The organism is Bradyrhizobium manausense (assembly GCF_018131105.1).
GTDB lineage: Bacteria > Pseudomonadota > Alphaproteobacteria > Rhizobiales > Xanthobacteraceae > Bradyrhizobium > Bradyrhizobium manausense_B.
In genome coordinates this window covers 259,603-275,449 of record NZ_JAFCJI010000001.1, presented here as the reverse complement: position 1 = coordinate 275,449, position 15,847 = coordinate 259,603, and the positions used below count along the sequence as shown (strand labels likewise).

Below are 15,847 nucleotides of genomic sequence, written 5' to 3'. Positions count from 1 at the left end.
TTACCCCGGCATGAAAGGCGTTGCGGATTCGCAATCGTTTCTCCGTAGCTCTCCGGGGAAAACATCGCGGTCGGCTGCGACGCCTCCGTAATCTACCGGACGAGCACGCGTTCCCCGGCACGCATCGGCCTGGTGGAACCATCAGGCGGTTTCGGAACCCGCCCGGCTTCCGCAGCAAAACGAATGGTCGCGATATTCGCGGCATAAGCGGAACTGCTGTTGCCCCGGAACACGGCGGAACCCGCGACAAGCGTATCGGCGCCGGCGGCGGCAATTGCGGCAGCATTGTCGCGCGTGACGCCGCCATCGACCTCGAGCCGGATCGGCCGCTCGCCGATGATGGCCCGGATCCGCGCGATCTTCTCCAGCTGCGATTCGAGAAAGGACTGGCCGCCGAAGCCCGGATTGACCGTCATCACCAGAATGAGATCCAGACGATCGAGCACATATTCGATCGCGCTCTCGGGCGTCGCCGGGCACAGGCTGACGCCGGCTTTCTTGCCGAGCGCGCGGATCGCCTGAAGTGAACGATCCAGATGCGGCCCCGCTTCGGCATGAACGGTAATGACGTCGGCACCCGCCTTCGCGAACGCCTCCAGATAGGAATCGACAGGCGCGATCATCAGATGCACATCGAAGATCTTCTTTGTAACCGGACGGATCGCTTTGATGATATCAGCGCCGAAACTGATGTTCGGCACGAAGTGGCCATCCATGACGTCGCAATGGATCCAATCGGCGCCAGCCGCATCGATCGCCGCGATTTCCTCGCCGAGACGTGCAAAGTCGGCCGCCAGGATTGAAGGCGCAATAAGGATCTCCCTGGTCATGGCGTTACACTCCGCGCGTCCGCCCCGCCGCTAAAGACACGGCTGGCCAGGACGTCGATGGGATCGATCGTTTCGAGATCGGCAACATCGAGCATGCGGTCGAGGTCCGACACCAGGCGGTCGGCCTGCCGCAGGCGGATACGGTCGACGGCGTTGCGGATCGAGCGCGCGTTGGAGAAGAAAGGCTGGGTCCGGCGCAACGCAATGTACTTCTCGAACGCCTCGCGCGCAGCTGCCGAGAGGCAATAGCCGCGTTCCCTCAGCATCAGTTCCGCAATGACCAGCAGCTCGGCTTCCGCATAATCGGGAAATTCGATGTGGTGGGCAATGCGTGAGCGGAAGCCGGGATTGGACGCGAAGAAGCTCGTCATGCGCTCGCCATAGCCGGCCAGGATCACGACCAGATCTTCGCGCTGGTTCTCCATCACCTGGAGCAGGATTTCGATCGCCTCCTGGCCGTAATCGCGCTCGTTGTCGGGCCGATGCAGGTAATAGGCCTCGTCGATGAACAGCACGCCACCCATCGCCTTCTTCAGGATCTCCTTGGTCTTCGGCGCGGTGTGGCCGATATATTGCCCGACGAGATCGTCGCGCGTCACCGAGATCACCTGCCCTCGGCGTACAAAGCCGAGACCGTGCAGGATTTTCGCCATGCGCAGCGCCACCGTGGTCTTGCCGGTGCCGGGATTGCCGGTGAACGACATGTGCAACGTCGGTGGTGCTGATGCGAGACCGGCACGCTGGCGGATGCGCTCGATCAGCAGGAGCGAAGCGATCTGGCGCACGCGGCTCTTGACGGGCTTCAGGCCGATCAGCTCCTGCTCGAGCTGTTGCAGTGTGTCGGTGATCCCGGCCGCCTCGGCCTCCTTGCGGAGATCGAAATGGGTCTCGCCGGGCTCCGATGTCGTGGTGTGGGGAACGTCGAGCATGGGTACCTCGAAGAAAAGAGCTTCGCCGCGGGGGAAGCGGCGAAGCAGTGGTCCGCCAAAGATACGGAGCAGGGAGCGCTCCGCGCGGAGGAGAACGACTTAGGTTGAGGCGTGCGCAGGCTGCTTGCGTACGGTGGTGTAGCGGATCGCGCGGCCGCCGACCTCCTGCCGCACCAGCTCGAACTCGGCCTCCTGCGGCGGACGGTTGACGATGAAGGAGATCCGCACAGACTCCCAACCATGGCTGGAGTCGAAGCCGCTGACCCGGATGTAGCGGTCGCCATACACCCGACGACATTCGGCGAGCTCCAACATGACGCCGGCGGCATCCTGGAGATCGAACATCGGCAGGCCCCACATCTCCCAATAGGTGCTGCGGGGATGCGGATCCTCGGTGAACTCGATGTTCACCGCCCAGCCGTTGGCGAGACAATATTGCACCTGCTTGTAGATCTGTTCGTCGGTCAGATCAGGCAGGAACGAGAAGCAGCCCTGGGTCAGTTTCATGTCAAAGCTCCTTAGACGGTCTCGAGCGCCGTCGGCACGAAGTCCGGCGTGTCGGTGGATTGATAGTTGAAGGTGACGTCCTTCCAGACCTCGAGCGCCGATTTCAGCGGCGTGCAGGTCTGCGCGGCCTTAGCCAGGATCTCCGGTCCCTCGTGGACGTAGTCGCGTCCCTCGTTGCGGGCGAGGATCATGGCTTCCAGCGCCACGCGGTTCGCGATCGCGCCGGCTCCAATGCCCATGGGATGGCCGATGGTGCCGCCGCCGAATTGCAGCACGACGTCTTCGCCGAGCAGGTCGAGCAGCTGGTGCATCTGGCCGGCATGGATGCCGCCGGAGGCGACCGGCATCATCTTGTTCAGGCTCGCCCAGGACTGGTCGAAGAAGATGCCGTGCTCGAGCTTGGTCGGATTGAACTCCTCGCGGCAGACATCGTAATAGCCGCGCGTGGTGTTGGGATCGCCTTCGAGCTTGCCGACAACCGTGCCGGCATGGATATGGTCGACGCCGGCAAGCCGCATCCACTTGGCAATGACGCGGAACGAAACGCCGTGGCTCTTCTGCCGCGTGTAGGTCGAGTGACCGGCGCGGTGGAGATGCAGGATCATGTCGTTGCGCCGCGCCCATTTCGCCATCGACTGGATCGCGGTGTAGCCGATCACGAGGTCGATCATGACGATGCACGACCCGAGTTCCTTCGCGAACTCCGCGCGCTCGTACATATCCTCCATCGTGCCCGCAGTGACGTTCAGATAGGTGCCCTTGACTTCGCCCGAGGCGGCCTGCGCGCGGTTCACTGCCTCCATGCAATAGAGAAAGCGGTCGCGCCAATGCATGAAGGGCTGCGAATTGATGTTCTCGTCGTCCTTGGTGAAGTCGAGCCCGCCCTTCAGCGCCTCGTAGACCACGCGACCGTAGTTGCGTCCGGAAAGACCGAGCTTCGGCTTCACCGTTGCGCCGAGCAGCGGCCGTCCGAACTTGTCGAGCCGCTCGCGCTCGACCACGATGCCGGTCGCGGGTCCCTGAAACGTCTTTACGTAGGCGACCGGGAAGCGCATGTCCTCCAGGCGCAGCGCCTTCAGCGGCTTGAAGCCGAACACGTTGCCGATGATCGAGGCCGACAGGTTGGCAATCGAACCTGGCTCGAACAGGTCGAGATCATAGGCAATGTAGGCGAAATACGAGCCCGGCGTGCCCGGCACCGGGTCGACGCGGTAGCACTTTGCGCGATATTTCTCGGCGGCGGTCAGGCGATCGGTCCACACCACCGTCCAGGTCGCAGTCGAGGATTCGCCGGCGACGGCGGCGGAGGCCTCGATCGGATCGACGCCTTCTTGCGGCGTGACGCGGAACAGCGCGATGACGTCGGTATCTTTCGGCGTGTATTCGGGCTCCCAATAGCCCATGCGCGCGTATTCCATAGTGCCCGAGCGATAGCGCTCCTTGCCGCGGACCGTTCCTGCATGTGCATTCATGGCTCTCTCCTGCTCTTCTCTCTCTGAATGATTAGGCTGCGACCGGCTCGCGGGCGCCGATGCGCGGATCGAGCTCGCCGGCGCGGTAGCGCCGCGCCATCTCGCTGAGGGGAATGACCTTGATCTTGCTGGCGTGGCCCGCGGTGCCGAACTGCTCGAAACGGTCGCGGCAGAGCTCACGCATCGCATCCATCGCGGGCTTGAGGAATTTGCGCGGGTCGAATTCATTGCGGCTTTCCGCAGCCACCTTCCGGAACACCGCGGTCATCGCGAGACGGCAGTCGGTGTCGATATTGACCTTGCGCACGCCGCTCTTGATGCCGCGGACGATTTCCTCCACCGGCACGCCCCAGGTCTGCGGCATCTCGCCGCCGAACTGGTTGAACATGTCCTGGAGCGGCTGCGGCACCGACGACGAGCCGTGCATCACCAGATGCGTATTCGGCAGCCGGCGGTGGATCTCCTCGACCACCCGCATCGCCAGGATATCACCGTCAGGCTTGCGGCTGAACTTGTAGGCACCGTGCGAGGTACCCATCGCGATGGCGAGCGCATCGACCTTGGTGGCGCGGACGAAGTCGACGGCCTGATCAGGGTCGGTCAGCAGTTGGTCGTGGCTGACCTTGCCTTCGACGCCGTGGCCATCCTCCTGCTCGCCGCCGCCATGCTCGAGCGAGCCGAGCACGCCGAGCTCGCCTTCGACGGAAGCGCCGGTCCAATGCGCGAGATCGACGACGCGGCGCGTGATCGCGACGTTGTAATCGTAGTCAGCCGCCGTCTTGGCGTCGGCCTTGAGCGAGCCATCCATCATCACCGAGGTGAAGCCATGGGCGATGGCGGAGGCACAGGTCGCCTCGTCATTGCCGTGGTCCTGGTGCATGCAGAGCGGAACGTCGGGATAGGTCCGCTCCAGTGCGTCGATCATGTGCGAGAGCATGAGATCGCCGGCATAGCTGCGGGCACCGCGCGAAGCCTGGATGATGACGGGCGCGTCGACCTCGGCCGCCGCCTGCATGATCGCAATGCCCTGCTCCATGTTGTTGATGTTGAACGCCGGCACCGCGTAGCCGTGGCTGGCGGCGTGGTCGAGCAGTTGGCGAAGGGTGATACGGGCCACGAAGAATCCTCCTGTTAAGGCTTGCGGGCGCGGGCGACTGCCCGCCGGGCGGCTTCGGCAACGCCTTGCGGCGTGATGCCGAATTCGCGATAGAGCACCGGCGCTGGCGCCGAAGCACCGAAGCCCCGCATGCCGACGAATTCACCCTCCGTGCCGATCCAGCGATGCCAGTCGCCGGCGACCGCCGCCTCGATGCCGACACGCGGCGCGCTGCCTAGAACCGCGGCGCGATAGTCATCCGGCTGTTCGTCGAACAGGGCGAAGCACGGCGCGGACACGACAGCGGCGCGGACATGCTCTGTTGCAAGCAGGCGGGCAGCTTCGAGCGCAATCGACACTTCCGAGCCGGTGGCCATCAGCGTCACGTCGCGACCACCATCCGGCGAGACGATGACATAGGCGCCGCGCGCGACCCGGTTCCGGCCGCGAACATCGCTGCGGAAGGTCGGCAACGCCTGGCGCGACAGGCAAAGCACGGAGGGACGATTCTCCGCTTCGAGTGCGCATTCCCAGGCCTCCAGGGTTTCGACCGCATCAGCGGGGCGGAACACCAGCAGGTTCGGAATGACGCGGAGCGCCGCGAGATGCTCGACCGGCTGATGCGTCGGCCCATCCTCGCCAAGCCCGATGGAGTCGTGAGTCATCACATGGATGACACGCAGTCGCATCAACGCCGCAAGGCGGATTGCCGGCCGGCTGTAGTCGGAGAAGGCCAGGAAGGTGCCGCCGTAGGGAATGAAGCCACCATGAAGCGCCAGGCCGTTCATCGCAGCAGCCATGCCGTGCTCGCGAATGCCGTAATGGATGTAGTCGCCGGCGAATGCGTCGCGTTTGACCGCAACCTGCGCCTTGGCATGCGTCAGGTTCGAATGGGTCAGGTCCGCGGAGCCGCCGACGAAGCCGGGTATCGTCCCGGCGATGCCGTCGAGCACCTGCTGTGAGGCCTGCCGCGTCGCGAGCTTCGGGCGCTCGGCGGCAAAGCGTTCACGCAATTTCGCCGAGGCCTGGGCATAGGCGTTCGGCAGGGCAACGGCTTTGCCCTCAATGAAGAGATCACGCTGCTCCGGCGTCGCGCATTCGTAGCGGTCGAGCCAGGCGAGGCGTTCGACCTGGCCGCGCTGGCCGATCATCCGCCACGCCTTCGCGACGGGCATCGGCACAACGAATGGCTGATAGTCCCAGCCGAGCGTCCGCCGCGCCAAAGCCGCCTGCTCGCTGCCGAGCGGCGCGCCATGCGCCTTCTCGGTGCCCTGCCGGTCCGGCGCGCCGTAGCCGATGATGGTGCGGCAGGCGATCAGGGACGGCCTTGCGGTTTCGCGCTCCTCCGCAATCGCCTGCGCAACCGCCTCGGGATCGTGGCCGTCGACGCGGCGGACCGACCAGCCGGACGCCGCGAAGCGCGCCAGTTGATCGTCCGAGGTCGCGAGCGAGGTCGGGCCGTCGATCGAGATGCCGTTGTCGTCGAACAGCACGATCAGGCGGCCGAGCCCAAGATGGCCGGCGAGCGAGATCGCCTCCTGGCTGATCCCCTCCATCAGGCAGCCGTCGCCTGATATCACGTAGGTGAAGTGATCGACGAGGCCATCACCGTGCCGCGCATTGGCCATGCGCTCGGCGAGCGCCATGCCGACCGCGGTGGCGATCCCCTGCCCCAGCGGACCCGTCGTGGTCTCAACGCCAGGCGTGTGGCCATATTCAGGGTGGCCCGGCGTCTTCGAGCCCCATTGCCTGAAGGCCTTGATGTCGTCGAGGCTGACGTCACCGCCGGTCAGGTGCAGCAGCGCATAGAGCAGCATCGAGCCGTGGCCTGCCGAAAGAACAAAACGGTCGCGGTCCGGCCAGTTCGGATGCGCCGAGTCGAATTTGAGAAAGCGCGAGAACAGGACGGTCGCGACGTCGGCCATGCCCATGGGCAGGCCGGGATGACCGGACTGCGAGGTCTCGATGGCGTCGACCGCAAGAAAGCGGACAGCGTTGGCGAGATCGCAATGTGCGACGGCCGTGAGATCGGCATCGGCGTGAACCGAGATGTTCATCAAACCCTCCTTTTCACTTCAGGCTGCGCTTGCGCTCGATGAGCTGCATGATCAGCGGCGTCAGGATGAGCTGCATTGCGAGATCGAGCTTCGCACCCGGACATACGATCGAATTCGCGCGCGACATCCAGCTGTGCGGCAGCATCGACAACAGATAGGGGAAGTCGATGCCACGCGGGTTCTTGAAGCGGATCACGACCATCGATTCATCCGGGGTCGGGATCCAGCGCGCGATGAACGGATTCGACGTGTCCACCGTCGGCACCCGCTGGAAATTGATGTCGGTCTCGGTGAACTGCGGACAGATGTAGTGGATGTAATCCGGCATCCGCCGCAGGATGGTGTCGGTAACGGCCTCGGTCGAATAGCCCCGCGCGCTGCGGTCGCGATGCAGCTTCTGGATCCATTCGAGATTGATCACCGGCACGACGCCGATCTTGAGATCCGCGTAGCGCGCGACATTCACTCTGTCGGTGACGACGGCACCGTGAAGGCCTTCGTAGAACAACAGGTCTGAGTTCTCCGGCAGCCGTTCCCATTCGGTGAAAGTGCCAGGGGCGGCGCCATGCAGCGCGGATTCCTCGGCGTCGTGCACATAATGTCGCGTCGTCGCCGTGCCGGTCTCGCCATAGTCGCGGAACGCACGCTCCAGCTCCTCGAACAGATTGGTCTCGGGGCTGAAATGGCTGAAATGCTTGTTGCCGCGCTCGGCCTCCGTCGCCATCTGCGCGCGCATCTCGGCGCGATCGTAGCGATGAAAGGCGTCACCCTCGATGTAGACGGCGTCGACCTTCTCGCGGAAGAAAATCTGCTCAAACGTCTTCTTGACCGATGTGGTGCCGGCGCCGGACGAGCCCGTGATGGAGATGATCGGATGCTTCCTGGACATGGGCCACCTCGCTCAGAGCCGGAAGAAGCCGCGCCGCGCGAACAGCGGTGCGGAGACGCTGGCGACCAGCAGCGGATCGCAGTGCAGTTCGGCGATGCGCGCTACCTCGTTGCTGGAGCCCATGACCAGCGGCACGCGCTGGTGCAGGCTTTGCGCGGAGAGATCGAGGATACGTTCGCGGCCGGTCGAGGCCGAACCGCCGGCCTGCTCGACAATCATGGCCATCGGGTGCGCCTCGTAGACGAGGCGCAGACGGCCGTCGCCATAGCCGGGGCGCGCGTCGGAGGGGTAGAGGAACACGCCGCCGCGGGTCAGGATGCGATAGGCTTCGGCAACCAGCGAGCCGATCCAGCGCATATTGAAATTGTGGTTCGCGGCTCCATCGACGCCGGCGAGGCATTCATCGATGAAGGCGCGCACCGGCGGATCCCAATGGCGGCGATTGGAGACGTTGATCGCGAATTCCTCGCAAGCCTCGGAGATCTGCACGGCGTTGCGCGCGAGGCGGAAGCAGCCGGCCTTGCGATCGAGGGTGAAGATGTCGACGCCGTCGCCGAGCGTCAGCACCAGCGAGGTCTGCGGCCCGTAGGTGACGAACCCCGCCGCGAGTTGCGCGGACCCGCGCTGATGGAAGGCGAGACCGAGATCATCCGGCGCCGGCAGGATCGAGAAGATCGTGCCGACCGTCATGTTGAGATCGATGTTGGAGGAACCGTCGAGCGGATCGATCGCGACGCAGATGCTTGCCTCGCGGTCGCCGATCTGCGGCTCGCGCATCTCCTCCGAGGCCAGGGCTGCGATCGGCAGCCTGCCGAGGCAGCGACGCAGGATCGCATCGGCCTGGACGTCGAGGTTACGCTGGATGTCGCCGTCGCTGTTGCGACCGGTCGTGAGGCCGGAGGCGTCGGCGAGATCGCCTGTCGCGATGAGGTCGGCGATCTCGATCGCCGCTGCCGCGATGGCATCGACTGCGGCGGCGACGGCCAAGGCATGCGGCGCCGTCTCGGAATAGCGTTGAAGGTGGTCGTCCAACCTGAGTTGCCCGGTCATCTGCGTCCATCCCCTTGTGGGCGCCGCATCCAGTTCCCTCCCTGATGGAGGCAGGTAGCGGTCGGTCCCAGCACGAGGAGATTGACAGGGCCGGCTTAATAAGGAAAATTTCTATTCATAATGAGCACTAAAGATTTTTCTTATAATGGCCCCGGCCATGCGGCGACCCAGCTTCGGCATCTGACGATCCGGCAGTTGCGCTCGCTTGCGGCGCTTTCGGCCAAGGGCAGCGTCACCGCCGCCTCGACCCAGCTCGGGCTAACCCAGCCGGCCGTGACCCAGCAGTTGCGGCAGCTTCAGGACCTTGCAGGCTTGCCGCTGGTGCAGCGGACGGGCGACGGCATGCTGCTGACGGAGGCCGGCCGGGAAGTTCTGACGCTCGCCGAACGTGTCGAAGCCGCGATCATGGACTGCCAGGGCGCGCTCGACCTTCTTGCCGGCAAGACCGGGGGCACGGTGCATCTCGGCGCGGTCTCGACCGCGAAATATTTCGTGCCGCACGCAATCGCGGCCTTCTCCAGGCGCTCGCCGAAGATCGAGATCAAGCTGACCATCGGCAACCGCGAAGAGATCCGCGAGGCCATGCACGGCTACGACCTCGATTTCGCCGTGATGGGCCGGCCACCAGCCGACGTCAGCGTCGACGTGCGTCAGCTCGGCCGCAATCCGCACATCATCGTCGCGCGCAAGGGGCACTGGCTGGAGAAGGATTCAGGCCTCAGCCTGACCGATCTCGTGCACGAGACCTTCCTCACCCGCGAGCCCGGCTCGGGCACGCGGACGCTGATGGAAGGGATGTTCCAGAAGTCCGATCTCGAGCCGATCATCGGCATGGAGATGAGCAGCAACGAGACCATCAAGCAGGCGGTGATCGCCGGGCTCGGCATCGCCTTCATCTCGGCGCACACGGTGGCGCATGAGCTCGCCGAGGGCCGCCTCATCGTGCTCGATGTCGCGGGTCTTCCGATCGTCCGGCAATGGTATGTGATCCGCCGCAGCGACAAGGTGCTGTTGCCGCCGGCGCAGGCGATGTTCGACTTTCTCGGCTCGGAAGGCTCGAACTATCTGCCCGAAGTTCCCGATTTCGGAGAGCGATAGCGCCTCGGCGCTCAGGCCATCAGCTTCATCGCGACCGTCGCCGCCAGGATGACGATGATCTGGAGCAGGCGCTCTGTCGTGAAGATGCGGTTGAAGGTGGTCATCGCGCGCCTAGCCATCGTGAAGGAGATCCGGGCGGATTGCTAGCACGCGGAGCGAGCGGGGTAACTCCGTAGTAGCCACGGTCCCTGCGCGCTGCCGGGTCGCCGGAACCCGGATGCTTTCGAACGATTCAAATCTGATGTCTCGGAATTGCCGAGCACCATGCGTGTTCATGCACGCAGTGACTTCGCGCGCACGGATGCTCCTTGCCCCGCATCCGGCCGCGTCCTTGGGGAATCCGGGCGAGCTTGAAGTGCAGGGAGGGCGCGATGAACAGCATCGCAGCCGACGGAGAAACATTGTCTGGCGCTGGCAGCGTCTCCAGGCGCAAGATCGCGAGCAGCGTGCTGGCCGCATTGATGGGCTCGGCAGCCTTCCTCGCCGCTCCACAGGCCCTCGCACAATCCGCGCCGGCACCCGGCGCAACGCTTCCTCCCGTCAATGTCACGGCCCCCGAGGCGCAGCGCCACTCCAATTCATCCACGACCTCGCGACGGTCAGGCGGCGCGCGGTCGCGCCGGACGCAGACGGCGCGCCGGCCGGAGCCGGCTGCCGAGCCGAAAGCGTTTGCACAATCGCAGGACGCCCGCACCGGCACGGTCGGCTATTTCACCAACAGCACTTCCGTTGCCACCAAGAGCAACACGCCGATCGTCAACATTCCGCAATCGCTCGCCGTCATCACCCACGAGCAGATCCGCGACCAGAATTACCAGGGCCTGACCGACGTGACGCGCTACGTGCCCAGCGTCGCCGTCCACCAGGGTGAAGGCAATCGCGACGAGCTCGTCATTCGCGGCGTCGATTCCAGCGCGAATTTCTTCGTCAACGGCTTTCGCGACGACGTCCAGTATTTTCGCGACATGTACAACGCCCAGAGCATCGAGGTGCTGAAGGGTCCGAGCGCGCTGACCTTCGGCCGCGGCGCCGGCGGCGGCCTGCTCAACCGCACGCTCAAGGAGGCCGACGGCAGGCGCATCTACGAGGCGACCGCACAGACAGGGTCCTGGGGCGACCGCCGCGTCTCGCTGGATGCGGGACAAGCGATCAACGAGAACGTCGCGGCGCGGTTGAACGTATTCTACGAGGGCAGCGATGCGTTCCGCGACTTCAACCATCTCGAACGCTACGGCATCAATCCGACCGTCACGCTGAAGCCCGACGACTTCACCAAGGTCAAGCTCTCCTACGAATATTACCACGACGGCCGCACCGCCGATCGCGGCAACCCCTCGCAGAGCCTGCCCGGCGGCGTCACGCGGTTCAATCCGACCACGCCGTTCGCGCCGAACGGGAATCTGCAAGTCTTCTTCGGCAGCCCGAGCCTCAACACCGCGCAGGCGACGGTGCAGACCGGCATGGCGATCATCGAGCACGATTTCCAGAACGGATTGACGGTGCGCAACGGCACGATCGCGGCCGACTACAAGAAATTCTATCAGAACGTCTATCCGACCGGCGGGCCGCTGGCCGGCGCGGTCAATCCGGCCGACACAGCCGTCAATCTCGGCGCCTACCAGCACACGACCAATCGCGACAACGTCTTCAACCAGACCGACTTCACCTACAAGGGCTGGACCGGTCCGATCGCACACACGGTGGGCTTCGGCACCGAGTTCGGCCGCCAGACCGGAGTCGACATCCGCAACACCGGTGTGTTCCCGAACGGCACCAACACCATCGTGCAGAATCCGTTCGCGCCGACCTATTTCGGGCCGGTCAATTTCGTCCATCACTTCACGGGCGTGAATGCGGACGGCGTCACCACACCTGATTCCAACAGCAAATACGGGCTGAACGTCGAGTCCGGCTATTTGCGCGACACGATCGAGTTCTCTCGCGCGCTCCAGCTTATCGTGGGCACGCGGTTCGATCGCTTCGAGATGTCGGCGCTGGACATGAACACCAACATCAACCGCAACCGCACCGACAATCTGGTGTCGCCGCAGGCGGCCCTGATCGTCAAGCCGATGGAGACGATGTCGGTCTACACCGTCTACAGCATCTCCTATCTGCCGGCCTCCGGCGACCAGTTCTCCTCGCTCAACGACGGCACGCTGATCCTCCAGCCGCAGAAGTTCGAGAATACCGAGGTCGGGATGAAGTGGAATATCAACCCGAAACTCCTGTTCTCAACCGCGATCTACAATCTCAACCGCACCAACCAGCCGATCGCCGACGGCAACAATCCCGGCTTCTTCCTGCCCTCGGGCAGCACGCTGACCCGCGGCTTCGAGGCAAGCCTCGTCGGCTATGTCACCGACCAATGGCAGTCCTCGCTCGGCTACGCCTATACCGACGCGAAGATCACCAGCGCGACGTCCGCGACGGTCGTGCCGGGCAACCGCGTGCAACTCGTGCCGTACAATCAGTTCGCCTGGTGGAACAAGTATCAGTTCAACCCGACATGGGCGGCGGCGCTCGGCATCATCTATTTCGGCGATTCGTTTGCGTCGTCCGACGATACGGTGAGGCTGCCGAGCTTCGTGCGCTTCGATGCCGGCGTCTACGCGACGATCGATGCCAATTGGCGGGCGCAGTTGACGGTCGAGAATATCTTCAATCGCGGCTATTGGGCCTCGGCCGACGGCAACAACAACATCTCACCCGGCCAGGGGCGCACGGTGAGGGTCCAGGCAAGCTACAGATTCTGATCTCGTATCGCAGCGAACGTCGGCGATCCCTTCGCTGACGTTCGCTGTCTGATGGTTAACGCTCAGGCAGCGATCGGCGCCGCGGAGTCCGTGGGCGCAGCGAAATAGGCTTCCAGCTCCGACAGCGCACGGGCTTCCCATTCGCCGGCCTGCTCCAGCAGCGACCAGCGCTGGCTCGGCCGAAACGCCGCAGTCTGGCGATAGAGCGACGCGATGCCCCGGTAGCGGCGCACGTTCTCAAAAATGGCGTGTCCGTTCATGACGAAAACTCCCTCGTATTCCCGCGGGAGAAACTGCAGCCAAATCTTTTTTGAAAAGTTAGCGGCGCGAGCCAGCCGCGCGGATGGTTGCCGGACTGTTGCACAAGCGCAACGCGCCCTGTCCGCGCCCGCACCCGTTCATTGCGAATTCGTTGCCGCGCTCTCGCCCGACGATTTCAATCCACTGCTTCTGTTGATGATCATGCTCGCGCGGCAGAGATCGGCAAGGCCGATCAAAAGCACAGCGAACAGGCAGAACAAATTGATCGAATCCGCGCCGGCGCTCGACAGCGGCATGAACTCGAAGACGGGCGGCATGAACGCCCACCACACCAGCGGCACGGTGAGCAATGCGGCGAACACCGCCGCGGGCGCGCCCGCGACAATGCCGAGCACGAACAGGCTGGGCAGGAACGCCGCGAAATAGAACTTTACGCCAAGTGCGATGCAGACGCCCTCAAGCGCAGCCGACGCCGCAACCACGACAAATCCGAGCAGAAATGCCTGCCACGACCATGGCCGTACTCGCGGTACGCCATACAGTTCCGCACGCCTCATAAGGCCTCCCCCTGCCGCCATTAATCAGGCCGCTTGCGACCAAAGTACTACAGCTGCAGGGAATTCGCGAGCCGGAAATTGCCCGCTCAGGGCCCCCCGATCGGGGGCTTGGTAAACGGCAGGCACACAATTGTACCGCTATTCGGTCACCGCGTAGAGCAGGCTGGCGACGGGCAGCGCAAGGCCAATGGCCGAGGCCAGCGTCCAGCCGCCTTGCGCGAACGCCCAGGCTCCGAGCCCTGATCCGGCTGCGCCGGCCGCGAAGAATGTCGCCATATAGAGCCCATTGAGGCGGCTGCGATGCTCATGCCCGAGCACGAAGATGGCACGAAAGCCCAGCACGACGTTGCCCTGCACGCCAAAATCGATGGCGATCGCCGCCACGACGAGGCAGGCGAGGTTGATCGCCGATCCGGCTGCGCCGACATGCGTCGCCAGGAAACCCAGCGCAACGAACAGCATCGCGGCGATCGTGGCGATTCGGCTGTGGCCGCTGTCGGCGAGCCGGCCTGCGATCGGCGCCGCGAACACGCCGGAGACGCCGGCGAGCGCAAATAGCGCAATGCCGCGCTGGGTGAAGCCGAATTCGCTCGCCAGTTGGAGCGGCACCACCGTCCAGAACAGGGTAAAGGCGCCGAACAGGCCGGCCTGGTAGAGCGCGCGCCGACGCAACAGCGGCGTCGTGCGCACCAGATGCGGCATCGACAACAGAAGCGTGCCGTAATGCATCCGCACAACCGGCTTGCGCTTCGGCAGCGTGATGCGAAGCACGATCGCAAGCGCGATCATCAAGGCCGCCGAGCAGAAGAACACCGCGTGCCACGACAATGCCGCGGTAACGAAGCTCGAGACCGGGCGCGCCAGCATGATGCCGAGCATCAATCCGGTCGAGACGTTGCCGACCACGCGGCCACGAACGGCTTCCGGCGCGAGATGAGCGGCGTAGGGAATGATGATCTGCACCGCAACCGAGCCGAGACCGATGAACAGCGCCGCAATCAGGAACGGCATCGCATGGGTGGCAAAGGCGGCGGCAAGCAGCGACGCCGCTCCGAGCGTGATGACGGTGCAGATCAGCGTGCGGTTCTCGACGAGATCGCCGAGCGGCACGATGAACAGCAATCCCGTGCCGTAGCCGATCTGCGTCATCGTCACGATCAGGCCCGCAGCAGCGTGCGACAGGCCGAGCGCGGCGCTGATCGGGGCGATCAGCGGCTGGGCATAGTAGATGTTGGCAGCGACCATGCCACAGGCCGCGGCAAGCACGAAAGTTAGGCGTTGCGACACCGCATCCGTCTCGGGCGCGGTCTCGATGGTGGCATTCATGGTCATTCCAAACTCTCCGACACCTTTTTCGACGTTTCCACGTATAGGAAACGTTCATTTCCTAATCCGGCAAGAATTCAAGCGAGCAGCTTCATCGCGACGCCGACCAGGCGCTCGCCGTCCAGCGGCAGGCGTGCCTTGCCGACGACGCGCAGGCCTTGCGTCATGCAAATCATCAGCCGGGCGGTGTCGTCGGCCTCGACATGGTCCGGAATCGAGCGATCGGCCTGCCCTTCGCGAATGAGGCCTGCAATGAAGGCTTCATTGGTCTTGAGCTGCGCGGTGACGCGCGCACGCATCACCGGATCGACCGCCGACAACTCGACCGCGCTGCCGACCACGATGCAGCCGCGCCGCCCCTCGCTGCCCTGGGAGTGCTCGACATAAGACTGGAGCACATGGCTCACCCGCTCGCGGCCGTTCGCGCCGCGCGCGGCCGCGCTGCGGGTCTGCTCCCCGCGGACCGCGACGTAGCGCTCGAACGCGGCGAGGAAGACAGCGTGCTTGTCGCGAAACGCCTTGTAGACGCTGCCGGTAGCAAGCCGCATGGCCGCCGTGAGCTCTCCGATCGAGGTGGCATGATAGCCGCGCTCGCAAAACACGCGGATCGCGCCGTCCAGCGCGGTATCCATGTCAAACTCCCGGGGACGCCCGGGCGGGTGGGCCGACGGCTCGGATTTTCGGACGGCTTTTTGCATTGCGGCATAATAGGGAATGATCATTCCCAAATAAAGACACGTGGTTGTGATTGGGACTCATCCTCTTGTCCCGGACGCGCTGCGTCCGGGGCACGAGCGCGGAGTTTGGCGCCGGGCTCTTTCCCCGGCGTCGTTGCGAACGCAGCGAAACAATCCAGAGTCTTTCCGGGGTGAGATCCTGGATTGCTTCGCTGCGCTCGCAATGACGGAGCATGAGTCAACAGTTTCGCTCCAAGACACCCAGCGTGTAGACGCAGACACGCCTTCGCGCTCAAGCGCCGACCAGGGAACTTTCGTTGCCGATCTGCAACGGTTCCGGAC

Annotated in this window: 14 protein-coding genes; 2 read left to right on the top strand and 12 right to left on the bottom strand. The window is 64.3% G+C overall.

Annotated features, from left to right (window positions below; genetic code table 11):
- Positions 1–92: 92 nt before the first annotated feature.
- From rpe to JQ631_RS01260, 8 genes are all read right to left on the bottom strand, one after another.
- A complete protein-coding gene (gene rpe, locus JQ631_RS01295) occupies positions 93–830 on the bottom strand; it encodes a ribulose-phosphate 3-epimerase (protein WP_212323188.1) in 738 nt (245 codons plus the stop codon).
- Positions 827–1,759, bottom strand: a complete 933-nt coding sequence (gene cbbX / locus JQ631_RS01290) for a CbbX protein (protein WP_212323186.1) — start codon at positions 1,757–1,759, stop codon at positions 827–829. Before cbbX ends, rpe begins: the two co-directional genes overlap by 4 nt.
- A gap of 99 nt (positions 1,760–1,858) precedes the next feature.
- Positions 1,859–2,266, bottom strand: coding sequence for a ribulose bisphosphate carboxylase small subunit (locus JQ631_RS01285; RefSeq protein WP_212323183.1), 408 nt, complete (start codon positions 2,264–2,266; stop codon positions 1,859–1,861).
- Positions 2,267–2,277: 11 nt separating this feature from the next.
- Positions 2,278–3,738, bottom strand: a complete 1,461-nt coding sequence (locus JQ631_RS01280; RefSeq protein WP_212323181.1) for a form I ribulose bisphosphate carboxylase large subunit — start codon at positions 3,736–3,738, stop codon at positions 2,278–2,280.
- A gap of 31 nt (positions 3,739–3,769) precedes the next feature.
- Positions 3,770–4,855 carry a class II fructose-bisphosphate aldolase gene (fba, locus tag JQ631_RS01275; protein ID WP_212323178.1) on the bottom strand — a complete coding sequence of 362 codons (1,086 nt, stop codon included), beginning with the start codon at positions 4,853–4,855 and terminating at the stop codon, positions 3,770–3,772.
- Between the two features lie 14 nt (positions 4,856–4,869).
- A complete protein-coding gene (gene tkt / locus JQ631_RS01270; protein WP_212323175.1) occupies positions 4,870–6,891 on the bottom strand; it encodes a transketolase in 2,022 nt (673 codons plus the stop codon).
- A 13-nt stretch (positions 6,892–6,904) separates the two neighbouring features.
- Positions 6,905–7,780: a phosphoribulokinase gene (locus JQ631_RS01265; protein WP_212323171.1), complete on the bottom strand. Its 876-nt coding sequence runs from the start codon at positions 7,778–7,780 to the stop codon at positions 6,905–6,907.
- A 12-nt stretch (positions 7,781–7,792) separates the two neighbouring features.
- A complete protein-coding gene (locus tag JQ631_RS01260) occupies positions 7,793–8,830 on the bottom strand; it encodes a class 1 fructose-bisphosphatase (RefSeq protein ID WP_212323168.1) in 1,038 nt (345 codons plus the stop codon).
- 120 nt (positions 8,831–8,950) lie between these two features.
- Here JQ631_RS01260 and JQ631_RS01255 point away from each other — a divergent pair, with 120 nt between their 5' ends.
- Both JQ631_RS01255 and JQ631_RS01250 read left to right on the top strand, forming a co-directional pair.
- Positions 8,951–9,928, top strand: a complete 978-nt coding sequence (locus tag JQ631_RS01255) for a LysR family transcriptional regulator (RefSeq protein ID WP_212323165.1) — start codon at positions 8,951–8,953, stop codon at positions 9,926–9,928.
- Between the two features lie 371 nt (positions 9,929–10,299).
- Positions 10,300–12,684: a TonB-dependent receptor gene (locus tag JQ631_RS01250; protein ID WP_212323162.1), complete on the top strand. Its 2,385-nt coding sequence runs from the start codon at positions 10,300–10,302 to the stop codon at positions 12,682–12,684.
- Between the two features lie 62 nt (positions 12,685–12,746).
- Here the strand turns inward: JQ631_RS01250 and JQ631_RS01245 are convergent, their stop codons facing one another.
- From JQ631_RS01245 to JQ631_RS01230, 4 genes are all read right to left on the bottom strand, one after another.
- Entirely contained in the window at positions 12,747–12,944 is a 198-nt protein-coding gene (locus JQ631_RS01245; protein WP_212323159.1) for a hypothetical protein, read from the bottom strand.
- Positions 12,945–13,082: 138 nt separating this feature from the next.
- Positions 13,083–13,502 carry a DUF4118 domain-containing protein gene (locus JQ631_RS01240; protein ID WP_212323157.1) on the bottom strand — a complete coding sequence of 140 codons (420 nt, stop codon included), beginning with the start codon at positions 13,500–13,502 and terminating at the stop codon, positions 13,083–13,085.
- A gap of 138 nt (positions 13,503–13,640) precedes the next feature.
- The gene (locus JQ631_RS01235; protein ID WP_212323155.1) at positions 13,641–14,834 is read right to left on the bottom strand and encodes an MFS transporter; all 1,194 of its coding nucleotides are present in this window, start codon (positions 14,832–14,834) and stop codon (positions 13,641–13,643) included.
- 71 nt (positions 14,835–14,905) lie between these two features.
- Complete coding sequence (locus JQ631_RS01230; protein ID WP_212323153.1) at positions 14,906–15,526, bottom strand: TetR/AcrR family transcriptional regulator; 621 nt, start codon at positions 15,524–15,526, stop codon at positions 14,906–14,908.
- Positions 15,527–15,847: the final 321 nt, after the last annotated feature.

Coding starts and splice junctions, on each gene's coding strand:
- rpe (WP_212323188.1), bottom strand. CDS start 830: ATGACCAGGGAGATCCTTATTGCGCCTTCAATCCTGGCGGCCGACTTT.
- cbbX (WP_212323186.1), bottom strand. CDS start 1,759: ATGCTCGACGTTCCCCACACCACGACATCGGAGCCCGGCGAGACCCAT.
- JQ631_RS01285 (WP_212323183.1), bottom strand. CDS start 2,266: ATGAAACTGACCCAGGGCTGCTTCTCGTTCCTGCCTGATCTGACCGAC.
- JQ631_RS01280 (WP_212323181.1), bottom strand. CDS start 3,738: ATGAATGCACATGCAGGAACGGTCCGCGGCAAGGAGCGCTATCGCTCG.
- tkt (WP_212323175.1), bottom strand. CDS start 6,891: ATGAACATCTCGGTTCACGCCGATGCCGATCTCACGGCCGTCGCACAT.
- JQ631_RS01265 (WP_212323171.1), bottom strand. CDS start 7,780: ATGTCCAGGAAGCATCCGATCATCTCCATCACGGGCTCGTCCGGCGCC.
- JQ631_RS01260 (WP_212323168.1), bottom strand. CDS start 8,830: ATGACCGGGCAACTCAGGTTGGACGACCACCTTCAACGCTATTCCGAG.
- JQ631_RS01255 (WP_212323165.1), top strand. CDS start 8,951: ATGAGCACTAAAGATTTTTCTTATAATGGCCCCGGCCATGCGGCGACC.
- JQ631_RS01250 (WP_212323162.1), top strand. CDS start 10,300: ATGAACAGCATCGCAGCCGACGGAGAAACATTGTCTGGCGCTGGCAGC.
- JQ631_RS01245 (WP_212323159.1), bottom strand. CDS start 12,944: ATGAACGGACACGCCATTTTTGAGAACGTGCGCCGCTACCGGGGCATC.
- JQ631_RS01240 (WP_212323157.1), bottom strand. CDS start 13,502: ATGAGGCGTGCGGAACTGTATGGCGTACCGCGAGTACGGCCATGGTCG.
- JQ631_RS01235 (WP_212323155.1), bottom strand. CDS start 14,834: ATGACCATGAATGCCACCATCGAGACCGCGCCCGAGACGGATGCGGTG.
- JQ631_RS01230 (WP_212323153.1), bottom strand. CDS start 15,526: ATGCAAAAAGCCGTCCGAAAATCCGAGCCGTCGGCCCACCCGCCCGGG.